The 16,040-nt window shown below is 66.3% G+C and carries 14 protein-coding genes; 4 read left to right on the plus strand and 10 right to left on the minus strand.

Features of this window, described 5'->3' with window-relative positions; genetic code table 11:
• Positions 1-776 (plus strand): alpha/beta fold hydrolase (locus DL237_RS09310; protein WP_233544927.1); only part of this gene is annotated, 776 nt, incomplete at its 5' end.
• 165 nt (positions 777-941) lie between these two features.
• Here the strand turns inward: DL237_RS09310 and DL237_RS09315 are convergent.
• Entirely contained in the window at positions 942-2,978 is a 2,037-nt protein-coding gene (locus tag DL237_RS09315; RefSeq protein ID WP_119398787.1) for a putative bifunctional diguanylate cyclase/phosphodiesterase, read from the minus strand.
• A 357-nt stretch (positions 2,979-3,335) separates the two neighbouring features.
• Here DL237_RS09315 and DL237_RS09320 point away from each other — a divergent pair, with 357 nt between their 5' ends.
• From DL237_RS09320 to DL237_RS09330, 3 genes are all read left to right on the plus strand, one after another.
• Positions 3,336-4,283 carry a TAXI family TRAP transporter solute-binding subunit gene (locus DL237_RS09320; protein WP_119398788.1) on the plus strand — a complete coding sequence of 316 codons (948 nt, stop codon included), beginning with the start codon at positions 3,336-3,338 and terminating at the stop codon, positions 4,281-4,283.
• 155 nt (positions 4,284-4,438) lie between these two features.
• Complete coding sequence (locus DL237_RS09325) at positions 4,439-6,529, plus strand: TRAP transporter permease (RefSeq protein WP_119398789.1); 2,091 nt, start codon at positions 4,439-4,441, stop codon at positions 6,527-6,529.
• The gene (locus DL237_RS09330) at positions 6,526-6,900 is read left to right on the plus strand and encodes a DUF1850 domain-containing protein (RefSeq protein WP_119398790.1); all 375 of its coding nucleotides are present in this window, start codon (positions 6,526-6,528) and stop codon (positions 6,898-6,900) included. The genes DL237_RS09325 and DL237_RS09330 overlap by 4 nt, the downstream gene beginning before the upstream one ends.
• Before the next feature lie 115 nt (positions 6,901-7,015).
• On the opposite strand, the gene DL237_RS09335 is transcribed toward DL237_RS09330, so the two are convergent.
• From DL237_RS09335 to DL237_RS09375, 9 genes are all read right to left on the minus strand, one after another.
• Entirely contained in the window at positions 7,016-7,381 is a 366-nt protein-coding gene (locus DL237_RS09335) for a hypothetical protein (RefSeq protein ID WP_233544928.1), read from the minus strand.
• A gap of 264 nt (positions 7,382-7,645) precedes the next feature.
• Positions 7,646-8,800 (minus strand): fumarylacetoacetate hydrolase family protein, encoded by a 1,155-nt coding sequence (locus tag DL237_RS09340; protein ID WP_119398791.1) that lies wholly within the window; start codon positions 8,798-8,800, stop codon positions 7,646-7,648.
• 11 nt (positions 8,801-8,811) lie between these two features.
• Positions 8,812-9,579 (minus strand): enoyl-CoA hydratase/isomerase family protein, encoded by a 768-nt coding sequence (locus DL237_RS09345; protein ID WP_119398792.1) that lies wholly within the window; start codon positions 9,577-9,579, stop codon positions 8,812-8,814.
• Positions 9,576-10,700: a carbohydrate ABC transporter substrate-binding protein gene (locus tag DL237_RS09350; protein WP_233544929.1), complete on the minus strand. Its 1,125-nt coding sequence runs from the start codon at positions 10,698-10,700 to the stop codon at positions 9,576-9,578. The genes DL237_RS09345 and DL237_RS09350 overlap by 4 nt, the downstream gene beginning before the upstream one ends.
• A complete protein-coding gene (locus tag DL237_RS09355; protein ID WP_119398793.1) occupies positions 10,697-11,890 on the minus strand; it encodes a CaiB/BaiF CoA transferase family protein in 1,194 nt (397 codons plus the stop codon). Before DL237_RS09355 ends, DL237_RS09350 begins: the two co-directional genes overlap by 4 nt.
• A 36-nt stretch (positions 11,891-11,926) precedes the next feature.
• Positions 11,927-12,715: an SDR family NAD(P)-dependent oxidoreductase gene (locus tag DL237_RS09360; protein WP_119398794.1), complete on the minus strand. Its 789-nt coding sequence runs from the start codon at positions 12,713-12,715 to the stop codon at positions 11,927-11,929.
• Positions 12,712-13,926 (minus strand): aldose 1-epimerase family protein, encoded by a 1,215-nt coding sequence (locus tag DL237_RS09365; RefSeq protein ID WP_233544930.1) that lies wholly within the window; start codon positions 13,924-13,926, stop codon positions 12,712-12,714. The genes DL237_RS09360 and DL237_RS09365 overlap by 4 nt, the downstream gene beginning before the upstream one ends.
• Positions 13,927-13,981: 55 nt before the next feature.
• The gene (locus DL237_RS09370; RefSeq protein WP_119398796.1) at positions 13,982-14,896 is read right to left on the minus strand and encodes a sugar phosphate isomerase/epimerase family protein; all 915 of its coding nucleotides are present in this window, start codon (positions 14,894-14,896) and stop codon (positions 13,982-13,984) included.
• Between the two features lie 15 nt (positions 14,897-14,911).
• Positions 14,912-15,997, minus strand: coding sequence for a Gfo/Idh/MocA family protein (locus DL237_RS09375; RefSeq protein ID WP_119398797.1), 1,086 nt, complete (start codon positions 15,995-15,997; stop codon positions 14,912-14,914).
• Between the last annotated feature and the right edge of the window lie 43 nt (positions 15,998-16,040).

Raw genomic sequence — 16,040 nt, forward strand, 5'->3', positions numbered from 1 at the left:
AAAGGGACTTCATCATGACGACACTGGCAACCCCGGATCCGGTGATCCTGATCCACGGAGCCTGGCAGGGGAGCTGGGCCTGGGAGGGCCTGATGCCCTATCTGCGGCGCGCGGGGATCGAGGCCCACGCCATCGACCTGCCCGGCAACGGTGTCGACGGGCGTGCGCCGCAGGAGGTGACGCTGGCGGACGCGCTGGCGCAGATCGGCGCGCGGATCACCGCAATCGGTCGCCCGGTCAGCCTGGTGGGGCATTCGGGCGGCGGGGTCATCGCGTCGGCTGCGGCAGAGGCGTTTTGCGAGCAGGTCAGTCGCATTGCCTACGTGGCGGGCATGATGCTGCCCTCGGGGATGACCTTTGGCGCGTTGCAGGCCAGCCTGAAGGGGCAACCGGGCTATGGCGCAGGCATCACCGAACACCTGATCTGGTCCGACGCGGGTCAGGTCAGCACGGTGCCTGCCGCCGCCGCACGCGAGATCTTTTTCCACGACTGCGCCCCGGAGGCGGCGGAGGCGGCGGCAGGGCGGCTGACCCCGCAGGGGGACGGGCTGCGCAGCATCGCCGCCACGCTGACAGAGGGGCGGTTCGCCACCCTGCCCCGCCTGTATGTCGCCCTGCGACGCGACCGCAGCGTCACGCCGCTGGCGCAGGCCCGGATGCAGGCGCTGGTGCCCGGCGCAAGGACTGTCGCACTGGACACGGGCCATGTGCCGCAACTGGCCGACCCGGCGGCGCTGAGTGCGGCGCTGGTTCCGTTTCTGCGCGGCGAGTCCTGATCGGAAACGGGGCCGGGGCAGAGAGGGGGGCCTGGGCCGAAAGTCTGGCCTGAGCAAACAGGGGGCCAGCCTTCTTGGGCGGTGGCCCGTCCCAAGGCGCAGGGCCCTGCCGACGCGCAGGACCCGCCCAGTGCACCCAACACGTGTGCCCAAAACGTGCGCCCGTCAGGTGCCGGATCGCTTGACCGGCGAATGCCTTGGCGGGTTGAGCGAAGCCTGCCCGACCATCGCGCCGGACGGTCCCTGCCCGGCATGGGGCGCGGTGATCGGCAGTGCCATGGGCGCAGGAGACATGGTGGCCGAGGAGGTTGACGCAGGCAGGGAGGGCAGGTTGCGGGACAGCACCGTCGGGGTCACGCCGGCAGGATCCCCCGGTCCCGTGTCGTCAGGCCCGTTTTTATCTGGTCCGTTTTCCTCAGCCCCGTTTTTATCTGGTCCCATGTCATCAGGGCCCATGTCATCAGGGCCCATGTCATACGGTCCCGTGTCATCTGGGCCCATGTCGTCCGCGGGGATATCGGGGCGCATATCGCAAGACCTGCCGGGGGGCATATCCGGGGGGCCATCGGCGGACGTGACCCCGGGGGCGTCGGCGGTGTCGTCGGAGGCATGGGAGGCGTTGGTCGGCTGATCCGCAGGCGGTGGCATCAGTACGGGTGCACCGGCGTCGAGCGCCGCCGCATCGACCCGGCCCTGCGCCGCGATCCGGCCCGCGTCCGTGCCCTGAAGCGGATGGGAAAACAGGAACCCCTGCCCCATGTCGCACCCCTGTTCGGTCAGCCATGCCTCCTCTCCATCGTTTTCGATGCCTTCGGCGGTGACGGTCATGCCGAGGCTGTGCCCCAGCGCGATCATCGCGGAAACGATGATCTTGATATCCATCTGCGTGCGGGTCAGTTCGACAAAGCTGCGGTCGATCTTGATGCGATCGACGGTCAGGGCGTGCAGGTGGCGCAGCCCGGAATAGCCGGTGCCGAAATCATCCAGCGCGACCTGGATGCCGACCTTGCGCAGCCCCTGGATGACGCGGCGGGCCTGCGCGAAATCCTGTACCAGCGCGGTTTCGGAAATCTCGAGCTCAAGGCGATGTGGGGGGAAGCCGGTTTCGGCCAGGATCTGCAACGTCTTGGGCACCAGCTGCTTGTCCGAAAACTGGGCCGGGGACACGTTTACGCTGATGCTCTGCCCCCAGTGCAGCGCGCAAGCACAAGACTGCTGCAGAATCGTACGGTAGAGCTGATCGGACATACCGATGTCTTCGGCAACCCCGGCGAATTGCGCCGCCTTGATCAGCCCGCGCTGGGGGTGGTTCCAGCGGGCCATCACCTCGAACTGGCGAACCTCGCGCGAGGGCAGGTCGAGGATGGGTTGGAAATAGGGCACGATTTCGCCCCGGTCGGGGGACAGGGCGGCGCGCAGGTCCTCCTCAAGCGTGCGGCGGTCGTGCATCGCGCGCGCCAGCTTGTCGTCGAACAGCGCATAGCGGTTCTTGCCCGCCGCCTTGGCCTGATACAGCGCCTGGTCGGCCTGTCGCAGCAGGTCTTCGGCTGTCTTGCCATCCTTGGGATAGCTGGCGACGCCGATGCTGACGGTGGTGCCCAGCTGGTATTCGCCTGCGTAGATCGGTTCCTGGATACTGGACAGCAAGCGCCGCAGCAGGCTGAGGTGCGCGCGTTCCACCGTGGGCGCGTCGCTGAGGATGGCAAATTCGTCGCCACCGATGCGCGCGGCCAGATCCGTGCTGCGAATGGCCGAGCGGATGCGGGCCGAAATCGTGCGCAACAGCGAGTCACCGGTGTCGTGGCCGTAGAGATCGTTGATCACCTTGAAGCGGTCCAGGTCGACCAGCAGCACGTTCAGTTCGGTGCCCGTTGCCTCGGCCTCGGCCAGGCGGCGCACGATCTCGGTATGGAACAGTCGGCGGTTGGCCAGGCCCGTCAGCGCATCGTAATTCGCCAACCGGGAGGCGGTGGCCTCGGCCTTTTCGCGCTGGCGGACCTCTTGGCTGAGGCTGCGGGCCCGCAGCGCCAGGGCCAGCGCCAGCGCTGGAGCAGCCACGAAGAAGGCGTTCAGAAGTTCATCGAGCTGGTAGTCTTCGTAGAGGCGGGTCTGTCGGTAGAGGGATTCGTAGAAATCGGCGTTGTGCATCAAGGCAAAGACGGCAATGGATGCTATCAGGATCAGTATATTCGTTCGGTTCAAGCGTTTCTGCCTTTTTACACGCGCCAGATCATGGCGAAATCACACAAGGCTTTCGGCCGGAGCAGAGACGTGACCGGTCTTCCGCCCTGGCGCTGCCAACAAACGGCAGCGATGAAACGGTGACCTGGAAACAGGCCGAAAGGATACTGCCAACATATTATCACCATCCGCTTTCTCAATAAACAGATGCCGCGACGGGCAGCTTGAACGCCAATGCTCTAGAAAATGGCCGAAAGTTAGCGACCGGATAAGGCAAAAAAGGCCCTGCGCCCCGAGAATCCTGATTGCAACGGCTCCTTAGACCGCGAACAATGGGGCACAGCGTCTAAAATCACGCTAAATCTCGGAGGAGCAATCATGATTAAGACATTCGGATTCGGAGCGCTTGTCGCCGGCAGCCTGGCCATTGCCGCCCCCGCCGCCATGGCGACGGAATTCATCAACGTGCTGACCGGCGGCACCTCGGGCGTGTACTATCCGCTCGGCGTGGCGCTGTCGGACATCTATGCAAAGAACATGGACGACGTGCGCGCGCAGGTGCAGTCGACCAAGGCGTCGGTCGAGAACCTGAACCTGCTGGAGCAGGGCCGGGGCGAGATCGGGTTCGCGCTGGGCGATTCCGTCAAGGATGCCTATGAGGGCAACGCCGATGTCGGGTTCACCAAGCCGCTGACCAAGCTGCGCGCCATCGCGGCGATCTATCCCAACTACATCCAGATCGCGGCGGCCTCGGCCTCGGGCGCGACGACCGTGGCCGACCTCAAGGGCAAGAGCGTGTCCGTCGGTGCGGCCAAGTCGGGCACCGAAGTCAACGCGCGCAAGATCCTCGACGCGCTCGGCATGACCTATGACGATCTGGGCAAGGTCGAGTACCTGCCGTTTGCGGAATCGGTCGAGCTGATGAAGAACCGCCAGCTGGACGCGACGCTGCAATCCTCGGGCCTCGGCTCGGCGGCGCTGAAGGATCTGTCGTCGACGCAGGACGTGACCTACCTGTCCGTTCCCGCCGAAGTCGCGGAGACACTGGGCGCGCCCTATGCGGCAGGCGTCATTCCCGCAGGCACCTACCCCGGTCAGGATGCCGACATTCCGACGCTGGCGATCACCAACATCCTGGTCACCAGTTCCGACGTGTCGGACGAGGTTGCCTATCAGATGACCAAGCTGTTGTTTGAAAACCTGGACACGATGAAGGCAGCCCACGCGGCGGCCGGTGCCATCAACATCGAGGACGCGGTCAAGAACTCGCCGATCCCGCTGCACCCCGGTGCCGAGCGGTATTACAAGGAACAGGGCTTGCTCTGAGCTGAGGTTCTGACGAAAAGAGGAAACGGCCCGGTTCGTCCGGGCCGTTTTCAGATGATCAATCCGGGCACCGCTTCCAGAGCACCTGTTTCGATGCCATCCCCCGAGCGAAACGAAACGGCGCGGCCAGCGCGGTGAGTAGAGAGAACAACGACATGACCGACCATCCGCACAGCCTGCCGAACGAAGAGCTGGAGCTGCACGATCCGCTCGCTCAGAGTTTTCCGGCCTCATTCGAGGGGCGCTTTCTGTTCTGGCTGGCGGTCCTGTTTTCGGTCTACCAGATTTCCATCGCCGCCCATGTCATCGACCTGCCCAGCCAGGTGATGCGCGCGGTCCACGTCGGGTTCCTGATGTGCCTTGGCTTTCCGCTGCTGGCCATCGCGCGCAGATACGGCACGGCAGGCAAGACGGTCTGCTGGGCGCTGGCGCTGCTGGGCGTCTCTGTCGCCGCCTATCAATGGGTCGAATACACGCCCCTGCTGATGCGCGCGGGCGCGCCGCTGACCACCGACCTTGTGTTCGGCATCATCGCGATTTCCACTGTCTTTATCGCCGCGTGGCTGTTGATGGGTCCGGCGCTGCCGATCATCTGCGGGCTGTTCCTGTGCTATGCGCTGTTCGGTCAGCACCTGCCATCGCCGTTCAACCACCGGGGCTACGCGTTCGAGCAGGTGGTCGAGCAGATCGCCTATGGCACCGAGGGCATCTACGGCATTCCGACCTATGTGTCGGCCACCTACATCTTTCTGTTCATCCTGTTCGGGTCGTTCCTGGAAAAGGCCGGGATGATCAAGCTGTTCACCGATGTCTCGCTGGGTCTTGTGGGGCACCGGATGGGCGGGGCCGCAAAGGTTTCGGTTCTGTCGTCGGGCCTGATGGGCACGATTTCGGGGTCGGGCGTCGCCAACGTGGTCACCACCGGGCAGTTCACCATTCCGCTGATGAAGCGTTTCGGCTACCGCTCGGCCTTTGCCGGGGGGGTCGAGGCAACGGCTTCGATGGGCGGGCAGATCATGCCGCCGGTCATGGGCGCCGTCGCCTTCATCATGGCCGAGACTCTGGGCGTGCAATATGTCGAGGTCGTCAAGGCGGCCCTGATCCCGGCGATCCTGTATTTCGCGGGTGTCTTCTGGATGGTCCACCTTGAGGCGGGCAAGCGCGATCTGCGTGGCCTTGCCAAGGAAGACCAGCCCTCGGCCCGCCGCGCGCTGAAGGAAGGCTGGTATTTGATCCTGCCGCTGGGTGTGCTGGTCTACCTGCTGTTCTCGGGCTACACGCCGTTGTTCGCGGGCACCATCGGGCTGGCCCTGACGGGGATGCTGATCCTGGGCATGGCGCTCTCGCTGGGGATGCCATCGACCGTCGTGCGGGTGATCTTCTGGATCGTCCTCGGCCTCGCGGCCAGCGCGTTCTTCCGCTATGGCATCAACGCGCTGCTGCTGGTTCTGGCGATCCTCGTGGTGTGCTGTGCCTGCCTCAAGGGCGGGCGCGAAACCCTGGCGATCTGTCGGGACAGCCTGGCGGATGGCGCCAAGACCGCCCTGCCCGTCGGGATTGCCTGTGCGCTGGTCGGCGTGATCATCGGCGTGATGACCCTGACCGGGGGGGCCAACGCCTTTGGTCAGTTCATCGTGTCGGTCGGGCAGAACAGCCTGTTCCTGAGCCTGGTCCTGACGATGATCACCTGCATCATCCTGGGCATGGGCATCCCGACGATCCCGAACTACATCATCACCTCGTCCATCGCCGGGCCTGCCCTGCTGGACCTCGGCGTGCCGCTGATCGTGAGCCACATGTTCGTGTTCTATTTCGGCATCCTGGCGGATCTGACACCGCCGGTGGCGCTGGCCTGTTTCGCGGCGGCACCGATTGCCAAGGAGAGCGGCCTCAAGATCAGCTTTGAGGCGGTCAAGGTCGCTGCCGCCGGTTTCGTCGTGCCCTTCATGGCGGTCTATACCCCGGCGCTGATGTTGCAGGATGGTGGCGCGCTGGCGGCTGAGATCGGCTATTGGCCTGCGGTGGCCTTTGTCGTGCTGAAGGCGCTGATTGCGCTGGCGCTGTGGGGCGCGGCGGTCATCGGCTGGCTGTGGCGGCCGCTGGCGGTGTGGGAACGCGCGCTGGCCATGGTGGCGGCGTTCACGCTGGTTGCCGCGCTGCCTATCACGGACGAGATCGGCTTTGCCCTGACGGCGGTCTTTGCCGTGGTGATGTGGCTGCGCCGGGATCGCACGACGGCGGCATGAGCGGCTGCGTGATGGCAGGCGCGCTGGCACTGGGGCTGGCTGCGGGAAATCGCTTCACGCTGGAGTGGACCCATTCGGTCGAGCGCGAGGCCTGGCGCGAGACATGGGAAGTGGCGGATCACCATCTGCATCTTGTCGAAGCAGCCGTCAAAGGATCGGGGGCGGGGATGGAGCCCGGCCCCGGCGGCCATTTTCAGGATGGCTGGTGGATCTGGGTGCCGGATCTTGCGCCGGTGGCCGAACTGAACCTGGCGGCCTCGGGCATGACGCCGTCGGCCTGGCGGCTGTGCGGCGCGGACTGCGTCGACCTCGGGGCGGAACCGGGCGAGGCGCTGCGCATCGCCGCGTGCGAGGGAGACGGCAAACCCTAGGCGGAAACGCCCGTCGCGGCGCGGTGGCGCGGCTGCGGACAGGCGCGCGCCCCAGGCGCCCAGGGTCTGTTATCGGTTGCTGGCGGTCCTTACTGGCGGTCCCTACTGGCCGTCCTTACTGGCCGTCGTGCCCCGTGACCTCGTCCAGCAGACGGGTCAGCAGCAATGCGGTCCCCCCCAGCAGCAGCGAACGCCCGATGGAATCCGTGACGTTGGCGGGGGCAAAGGTGTGCAGGTTGTCGCGGCTGATCTGCGCCGCACGACGCCAGCGCGCAGCGCGCGGCAAATCCCCGGCGCGGCTGGGGTTGGGCACATGCCCGAGACGTGGCTTGGCGATCAGCATCACCGCCCCGATCGCCAACATTCCACCAGCGTAGAGGATCGGGGTCAGCCGCTCTTGCGAGGATGGCGGCAGCTGCGGCAGGGATTTCGGCAAGCTCGGGCGGCGCAGGGCAATGGGTTTTGGGGTTTTGATGGTCATGGCGGCCTCCTATCAAGGAAGAACCCCGATGTGGCCAAGGCTGTTCCCGGCCCGCCGCGCGATTTCGCCCTTCGGCGCGGATTGACGGCGTGTCGCGCGGGTCAATGGGGACGCCCGGCGAGGGGGCGCCGTGCAAGTTGAAAGAGGCCGGGCAAGTTGGAAGAGGCCGGGCAGGTTGGAAGAGGCCGGGCAGGTTGGAAGAGGCCGCGCGGCGAGAGGTCGCCGCGCGGGGTGAAGAGGGTGGCACCGCCGTTGGGTGCGGTGTCAGGGGGCCGGGTGCCCGAGCAGCCCGCGCATGGCCAGGTTTTCCATCAGGCGGCGGGTGCCGAAGGTCCATTCCGGCGCCTCGGTCGACAGGCGCACCGTATTGGTCAGCGCCCCAAGGCCGGGCGCCGAGATCGTCACCACATCGCCGGGCTTGTGGGTGAAACCTTCGCCGGGGGTATCGCGATCCTCGGTCGGGGCGAACAGCGTGCCGAGGAACAGCAGGATGCCGTCGGGGTATTGGTGATGCCGGCCAAGGGTCTGGGCGACCAGATCCTGGGGGTCGCGGCTGATTTCCGACATGGAGGAATGCCCGGTCAGCGCATAGCCATCCGTGCCCGTCACCGTCAGCGTCAGTTCGGCCCGGCGCACGACGTCCAGCGTGAACCCCGCATCGAACAGGCGGATCATCGGCCCGATGGCGCAGCTGGCGTTGTTGTCCTTGGCCTTGCCCAGCAGCAGGGCCGAGCGCCCTTCGACATCGCGCAGGTTCACGTCATTGCCCAGCGTCGCGCCGTGAATGACGCCCGCCGAAGAAACCGCCAGCACGATCTCGGGTTCGGGGTTGTTCCAGGTGGAGATCGGATGCAGGCCGACATCGGCCCCCGGCCCGACCGAGGCCATGCTCTGCGTCTTGGTGAAGACCTCGGCGTCGGGGCCGATGCCGACCTCGAGGTACTGCGACCAGAGCCCCTCGTTTTGCAGGGTTTTCTTGACCTCCGCCGCCTCGGGCGATCCGGCGCGCAGGTTGCGCAGGCTGTCACCGATCGTGGTGGCAATGCGGGCGCGGATCGCCTCGGCGCGCGCCGGATCGCCCGCCGCCTTTTCCTCGATCACGCGTTCGACCATGGAGCGGGCAAAGGTGACGCCGCAGGCCTTGATCGCCTGAAGGTCGCAGGGGGCCAGCAGGTGCAGGGCGTCGGGCGCACAGGGATTGGCGGCAATTTCCGCCAGCGAACCGAGCGCGACGCCCGGGGCGCGGCGGACATGCGCGGCAGGATCGTCCAGATCCAGAACATGGCTGACCGTGGGGGCGGCGGCGCAAGTGATATCCAGCACCTGACCGTCGCGCAGGGTCACCACGGCCGGGCCCTGCACATCGGGCAGCCAGGCACGGCCCAGATACAGGCCATCGGTGTCGTCGATGATCGTCATGGCTGGCTCCTTCAGCGGCGGTGAAACACGGGCGGGCGCCTGGATTCGAATGCGGCGCGCCCCTCGCGGGCGTCTTCGGTGGCGAAACAGATCGCCTGCAGGTCGCGTTCATAGGCGACGGCCTGTTCCAGGGGCATGTTATAGGCCGCCTTCAGATTTGCACGCGCGGTTTCGGCGGCTATGGGGGCACGCGACGCGATGGTCGCGGCGATTTCGCGGGCGCGCGATTGCAGGGTCTCCGGCGCTGTCAGTTCCGACACGAGGCCCCAGGCCAGCGCCTTGTCCGCGTCGATCAGGTCGCCTGTCATCACCATCATCGCCGCGTTCGACGGGCCGACGGAATGGGCCAGCAGCGCCGTCATGCCGCCGCCGCCGATCCAGCCCAGCTTGATCTCAGGGGCGGCGAAACGGGCCACCTCGGACGCGATGCGGATGTCGCAGGACAGCGCCATTTCCAGGCCTCCGCCCATGGCATAGCCGTTCACCGCCGCGATGGACGGTTTCAGCAGGGCGCGCAACGCGTCGCAGTATTCGGGGCGATTGCGAAAATCCCACGGCGTCGCATAGCGGTCGAGTTCGGAGATATCGGACCCGGCGCAAAAGGCGCGCCCGGTACCGGTCAGGATGACGCAGCGGACGGCATCGGAGGCGTTGCAGGTGGTGACCGCCTCGATCATCAGGGTGGCCATTTCCGGGGTCATGGCGTTGAGCTTGTCCGGTCGGTTGTAGGTGATCGTGGCGATCCCGTCGGCAATGTCCAGGGTCAGGGGGACGCTCATGCGGTGGTCCTTTCGGGCAGGCTTTGATCGAACATGTCGCGCAGGGTGGCGACGGCGCGGGGCGCGGGCGTGCGGGCGGCGAAGGCATCGCGCAGATGCGCCGAGGCGCGGGATTGAAAGGCGATATAGCCGTCGTGGCGGGGGCGGATCGTCGCTGCCTCCAGCGTGGTGGTGGTGTTGTGGTAGAAATTGCCCCAGGCGGCGTTGACGCGGCCGTCGGCCCAGGCGCTGCGCAGACCCGGCTGGCCGTCATGGTCGGGGATGAAGCCGCGCTGCACCTCGGGGCTGAGCAGCCAGAGGAGGTGACTGCGCAGCGCATCGGTGACATCGGCACGGCGCGAGATGGCGATGCCGGTGCCACCCAGGATCGAGCCGGGGCGGTGCCCCTGCACCGGCGCGTCATGAAAGGCGACGGCGCGCGCGGCGCGGGTATAGTTGACGTAGCCGTAGACCAGCGGGATCAGGTGGATGTCGTCCTGGCTGCTGAGGTGATTGAGCAGGCCGATGGGGTTCAGGGTGCGGGCCTGTTCAGGCGTGCGCGCCGCCAGCGGGGCCAGGATCTCATAGGCCTGCACCGCGATCCCGTCGTCGGGCCAGCCACCGTCGCGCATGTCGAGGCCCGGATCCAGCGCGGCGCAGACCGACAGGAAACTGAGCGCGGCATGGGGCCCGGCCAGCGACAGGGCGGTGTACCCGCGCTGGCTGATCGCGTCGACCTGCGCCCATGTCGTCGGGGTCTCGGTCAGATCCGGGCGCAGGGCCATGACCTGCGTGGCGGCATCCAGCGGCAGCGCCCACTGGTGGCCTGCCATCGTGTAGCTGGCGTAGGCCGGGCCGATGGCCTGTCCGGCAATGGTGGCGAGGTCATCCGGGGCGAACACGTCGTCCAGCGGGCGCAGGCAATCGGTGGCCAGCGCCTCGCCCAGGTGGGGGTGATCCAGAACGACGAGGTCATAGAGTGCGCAGAGGTCCGCGATTGGGGCGGATTCGAACCCCTCCAGCGGCTGAACGGACCAGTCGACGGGGCCATGCGCGGCAGCAAGGGCGTTGTAGCCGCGCGGATGGTCCCAGGTGAGGCCGCGCAAGCGGGCCGGAGTGGTCATGCCTGCACCGGTCGTCATGCCTGCCCCCGCCCGATGGCGCCCTCGGCCGCAAGACCGGCGAGGTCGTCGTCACTGAACCCCGCCGCGCGCAGGATTTCATCGGTATGTTCGCCGGTCAGCGGCGCGCCCCGGCGCAATTGCGACGGCGTGCGGGAAAAGCGGATGGGAAAGCCGGGCGTCTTGACGTGTCCTTCGGTCGGGTGGTCGTATTCGATGAAGGTGCCGTTATGGGCAATCTGCGGATCCGCGACCAGGTCGGCATAGCCATAGACCGGCCCGGCCCAGATGCCCTGTGCATCCAGCCGCGCCAGCACCTCGGCCGAGGAAAACGGCGCGATGGCGTCGCGCACCAGCGCAAAGGTCGCGTCGCGGTCGTGCCAACCGGCAGCGGTTTCATCCAGTCCGGCCAGCGCGGGCGCATCGAGTGCCGCGGCAAGGCCGGGGAAATTCGGCATTGCCAGCGCGATATAGCCATCGGTCGTGGCAAAGGTGCCATAGGGCGCGCGGATGTAGACATGGGCGTGCGGCTCGGCGCTGCGGTCCTGCGGCTTGTGACCGACGGTAAAGACCGACAGTTCCTGCATCTGCAACGTGGTGATGGCATCCAGCATGTTGACCTCGACCTTCTGGCCCTCGCCGGTGCGTTCACGGTGCAGCAGGGCGGCCAGCGCGCCCTCGAACGCGGTATAGGCGGTGACGGCATCGACCAGGTACTGCCCGGCGGCCTGCGGCGGTTCGCCCGCGCGCCCCGTCGACATCATCGCGCCCGACATGGCCTGCAACAGCAGGTCCTGCCCGGGGCGCTGCGCATGGGGGCCGTCTTCGCCATAGCCGGTCATCGAGACATAGATCAGGCGCGGATTGATGGCCGAAAGCGTGTCGTAATCCACCCCCAGTCGCCCGGCGACCCCGGCGCGATAGTTCTGGATGAAGACGTCGGCCTTTTCCACCAGCTTGCGCATCACGCGCTGGCCGCCGGGGGATTTCAGGTCGATCGCAAGCGAGCGTTTGTTGCGGTTCAGGGACAGGAACGACACGTTGATCCTGTTGCCGGTGATGCCGCCCGCAGGCGCGTGGCGCTGCCATTCGCCGGAGAGGGGTTCAACCTTGATCACATCCGCCCCGAGGTCACCAAGGCGTTGCGCCGCAAAGGGGCCCGCCATGGCGATGGAGCAATCCAGTACGGTGTAGCCGCTGAGTATTCCCATGAAAAATATCCGATATGGGTTTGAGTTTGCTGACCCTCAGGTCATGTTCCAGCCGCCATCGACGGCGATGTTCTGGCCGGTGATGAAGCCGGCGCCTTCGGACGCGAGAAACAGGATCGCGGCGGCGATGTCGTGCGGCGTGCCGCGCCGCTTGACCGCCTGGTGATCCATGACGAATTTCACGTATCCCTCGGGGTCGGGGTGGATCTTTTCCGCGTCGGTGGGAAAGGCCCCCGGCGCGATGGCGTTGACGGTGATGCCCCATTTGCCGAACTCGCGCGCCCAGGCGCGGGTCAGGCCCAGCAGCGCGCCCTTGGATTGCACGTAGGGGGTCAGGTTTTCCCACCCCCCGGTCAGGGTGATCGAGGTGACGTTGATCACCCGGCCCCAGCCCTGTGCCCGCATCCCCGGCAGGGCGGCGGCCATGCAGATCAGCGCCGCCTCGACGTTGACCGCATGGACGGTGCGGTGTTCCTCAAGGGTGAATTCCTCGAACGGTTTCGACGGATAGATCGCGGCATTGTTGATCACCACGTCCAGCGGTTTGTCGGCGGTGATCCGGGCCAGCGTGGCGCGCAGCCCGGCGACATCCGCAAGGTCGATCTCAAGCAGGTGCAGGCGGGCGGCCTGTGCCTCGGGCGTGTCGGCCAGCAGGCTGGCGTTCTTGGAATGGTCACGGTCCAGCGCAAAGACCTCGGCGCCTTCGGCCAGCATGTCGAGCGTGGTCTGATGACCCAGCCCACCGGACGCCCCCGTATAGAGGACACGTCGCCCGGCAAGGCGGCCCTGCGCGACAGCACCGGCAACGGCTGAGGGAGAGTTCATGAGCGGCCTCCGATCGGGGTGAAGGTGCCCGAGGGTGCGGGGAAATCTTCCTTCGGCTGGGCCGCGATGGCGGTGATGCGGGCCTCGGCGGCGGCGATGGCGGCGGCATCCGGCAGGATGGAAAAGGTGCTGTCATAGCGTCGTTCGTCGCCATGGTTCAGCCATGTCATCTCGTCCCGCGCGCGGGCGGCGTCATTGCCCAGGACATGGTTCGAGGAGGGTTCGATCCCCATCGCATACTGGCCCTGCTGAAAGTTCTGCCACTGGTACTGGCAGGGGAACTGGTCCTTGCGGGTGGTGACCATGAAGCCGAGGCCGAGGCGGTCATTGACCAGCGCGACGGGCACGCGGCCCGCGTCATCCGCGCCCATCTCGTGCTGCCAGACCTGTTCGTGAAACCCGGCCTGCGGGGCGGGCATGGTGCGATAGCCTGCGTTCTGGGCGCGGTAACTCTCGGCATGGGCGGCCCAGACCACGTCGCGCACGGGGGCAAGGTAACGCGCCCCCTCCTCCAGCACCGGATGGCCGACGTTGATGTGATAGCAGAACATGTGCGGCGTGCGGTAGAAACCGCGGTTCACCACGCGATCCGACAGGGTGATGTCGTTGCTGCCCACCTCGACCTCGATCCGGCGGTGCAGTTCCAGGTGTTCGCCAAAGACGGTGCCCTGCGTCACCACGCCTTCGGCCCACAGAAAGCAGCGGTCGCCGTCCCACCGCTCGCCATGGCCGGTCAGCCGCGCGGGAATGGTGCCGATGCGCCCGTGCAGGGAATGGCGCGCGGTTGCGCGCGGACCATAGGTGTATTCGGGGGTCGGCACCTCGGCCATGAACAGGATGTGATCCAGCCCGCAGGTGATCATCAGCCCGGAAAAGCTGCGCATCCAGCCCAGCCCGCCTTCGCCCTCGGGTTCATGCAGGGCGGGGTGTCGGAACCCGGCGGGAGAGTGCCAGCCGATGGCCTGCCCGCGAAAGTCGCAATCCGCGATGTCCATCGCGCGGTCGATCAGCACGGTAAAGCGCAGGCCCGTGCCGGTGCGAAACTCCAGCAGGCGGATGCCGCGTTCCACGCCGTCGTCCAGCACCATGCTGCGCACGCCCGCCGCATGGGACAGGTTGCCGCTGAGCGCCTCGGCCTCATGCCGGGACAGGTTCTTGCCATAGAGCTTGACCATGACGTCTCCGTTTGCCGCCCATGTCGTCGGGGGCATTGTCGTTGGGGTCTTCGGGGGTGGCGGGCCGAAGGGGTCGGCCCGCCCGGTGGGATCAGCAGCCGTTGGCGCGCATCTTGCCGTCGATGAAGGCCTTGGCGCGGGGCACGTCCGATTCATCGAGGTGTTCGATGATCATCGGGATATTGGGGTGCTTTTTCGCCAGCCGCCGGAAATAGAGGTCATAGTTCAGCTCTCCCAGACCCGGGGCGGGCAGCTCGATCTCGCCCACGCCGCGGAAGGTGTGGGATTCCGCCGCCGTGTCGTCGCCGATGTCGGAGTGCTTTTCGGACTTGTCGTCGCCCGACCGTTTCACGTCCTTGGCATGGGCGATCTTGATCTTGTCGGACAGGGCGTCAAAGACCTGGTTCAGGATCTTGTCCATGTCGTCGATGTTGTGGGCCTCGAAATAATTGGTCGGGTCCATCAGCAGGCCAAGGCCGGGGTGGTCGACCTCGGCGAACATGCGCAGGGTTTCCTCGACGCTGCCGACGACGTTGTTGACGTAGGTTTCCAGCAGGAAGACCGACCCGTGATCATAGGCGAATTGCGCAAGGTCCGCGATTACGGCACGGCAATCGTCCCAGCCTTCCTCGGTCTTGTTCTTGGGGTGATGCACCCAGTCCGAGGTGGTGTCGAAGGTGCCGGTTTCCGAAATCACGTAGGGCGACCCGAGGTACTGGGCATGGGCCAGCAGTTCCTTGAGGCGGCCGTTGCGCCTGGCGCGTTCGCCCGCGTCGGGGTGCACGATGTTGGTATAGGCGGAAATGCACGACACCGGCAGGTGATGATCGCGGAAGGTGTCGCGGATGGTGCGGCATTTTTCCGGTGTGACCTGCCCGTCGGTCACGTCGATGTCCTTGAAGTGCAGATCAAGCTGCACGGTGTTGAAGTCGTGGCCGCGAATGATTTCGGCGGTCTTCTTCAGCTCGTACGGGAAATATCCCGAAAAGATCCCGGTTTGCATCATGGTGTGTTTCCTCCCTCAGTCTTGTGAAATGTCGAGTTGGACCGTGCGGCCCGTGTCGATGGATAGATACGCCGCCTCGACAAGCGCCATCGTGCGGACGTTGTCCGCGACGTTCAGAACCGGTTGGGTGCCCGCGTGCAGCGCGTATTGCAGTTGTTCCATCACGCCGACGAAGGCGTCCGGAAACCACATCGTGTCCCATGTCGGGCTGACCCATTTGCCGCCCGTGTCGTCGATGGAATTGTACGACAGGGTCGAGGCCGCGCCGGTGGGCCAGCCGATGCTGCCCTTGGCCGCGCCCCTGGTCCCCTCGACCCGCCAGGTGATATGCTGATCATCCTGGTAGCCCTCGGCACGCGGGCCGGACCACACGTCCTCGGTGCTCAGCGCCAGCAGGCCCGAGGCAAAGCGCAGCGTGGTGACGACGATGCCGTCGGTATGGGCAAATTCGGTGCGCGGGTCGGTGCGGGTGACGCAGGTGACCTCCTCGGGGTCTCCGAACAGAAAGCGCAGCGCGTCAAGATGATGCACCGACATGTTGGCCAGCGTCAGGCGGTCGTAGCCTTGCAGGAACCCCTGCCAGTGCGGGATGGCGTGCATGTCGATCTGCGCGAACACCGGATCGCCCAGCGTGCCGCTGTCCAGCAGTTGTTTCAGCACCTGCATCGACTGGTCATAGCGCATGTTCTGATTGACGCTCAGCAGCTTGCCCGCCGCCGCGGCCTCGTCCCGCAGGGCGCGGGCCTCCTCCAGCGACAGGGCCAGCGGTTTCTGCGCCAGGATCGCCTTGACGTGCGGCGCGGCCAGCGCCTGGCGGATCAGCGCGGGTTGCAGATCGGGCGGATAGGCGATGTCGACGATTTCGACATCCGTGTCGGCAATCAGGTCTTCGGGCGTGTCGTGCACCTTGCCGATGCTCCAGCGGTCGGCCACGGCCTGCGCATGGGATTTCGTGCGCGACGCGATGGCGACCACCGGAAACCCGGCGCTGTCGTAGGCGGCAAGGTGGCAATCGGCCATGATCATGCCCGCGCCGATCGCGCCGATCCTGTAGGTGCGGACGCGGACCTCCGGGTCCGGTCTGAATGCGAAATCTCTCATGGGTTCTCCCTCCCCTGCCCGGGTTCACCGGGCCTCCCTTTCG

The sequence above is a fragment of the Pseudooceanicola sediminis genome (genome assembly GCF_003575965.1).
In the GTDB taxonomy this organism is placed as follows: domain Bacteria; phylum Pseudomonadota; class Alphaproteobacteria; order Rhodobacterales; family Rhodobacteraceae; genus Pseudooceanicola; species Pseudooceanicola sediminis.

What these genes read in the sequence shown, in the direction of transcription:
- DL237_RS09320 (WP_119398788.1), top strand. Translation starts at nt 3,336, where the DNA reads ATGATTAAGACATTCGGATTCGGAGCGCTTGTCGCCGGCAGCCTGGCC.
- DL237_RS09325 (WP_119398789.1), top strand. Translation starts at nt 4,439, where the DNA reads ATGACCGACCATCCGCACAGCCTGCCGAACGAAGAGCTGGAGCTGCAC.
- DL237_RS09330 (WP_119398790.1), top strand. Translation starts at nt 6,526, where the DNA reads ATGAGCGGCTGCGTGATGGCAGGCGCGCTGGCACTGGGGCTGGCTGCG.
- DL237_RS09335 (WP_233544928.1), bottom strand. Translation starts at nt 7,381, where the DNA reads ATGACCATCAAAACCCCAAAACCCATTGCCCTGCGCCGCCCGAGCTTG.
- DL237_RS09340 (WP_119398791.1), bottom strand. Translation starts at nt 8,800, where the DNA reads ATGACGATCATCGACGACACCGATGGCCTGTATCTGGGCCGTGCCTGG.
- DL237_RS09345 (WP_119398792.1), bottom strand. Translation starts at nt 9,579, where the DNA reads ATGAGCGTCCCCCTGACCCTGGACATTGCCGACGGGATCGCCACGATC.
- DL237_RS09350 (WP_233544929.1), bottom strand. Translation starts at nt 10,700, where the DNA reads ATGACGACCGGTGCAGGCATGACCACTCCGGCCCGCTTGCGCGGCCTC.
- DL237_RS09355 (WP_119398793.1), bottom strand. Translation starts at nt 11,890, where the DNA reads ATGGGAATACTCAGCGGCTACACCGTACTGGATTGCTCCATCGCCATG.
- DL237_RS09360 (WP_119398794.1), bottom strand. Translation starts at nt 12,715, where the DNA reads ATGAACTCTCCCTCAGCCGTTGCCGGTGCTGTCGCGCAGGGCCGCCTT.
- DL237_RS09365 (WP_233544930.1), bottom strand. Translation starts at nt 13,926, where the DNA reads ATGCCCCCGACGACATGGGCGGCAAACGGAGACGTCATGGTCAAGCTC.
- DL237_RS09370 (WP_119398796.1), bottom strand. Translation starts at nt 14,896, where the DNA reads ATGATGCAAACCGGGATCTTTTCGGGATATTTCCCGTACGAGCTGAAG.
- DL237_RS09375 (WP_119398797.1), bottom strand. Translation starts at nt 15,997, where the DNA reads ATGAGAGATTTCGCATTCAGACCGGACCCGGAGGTCCGCGTCCGCACC.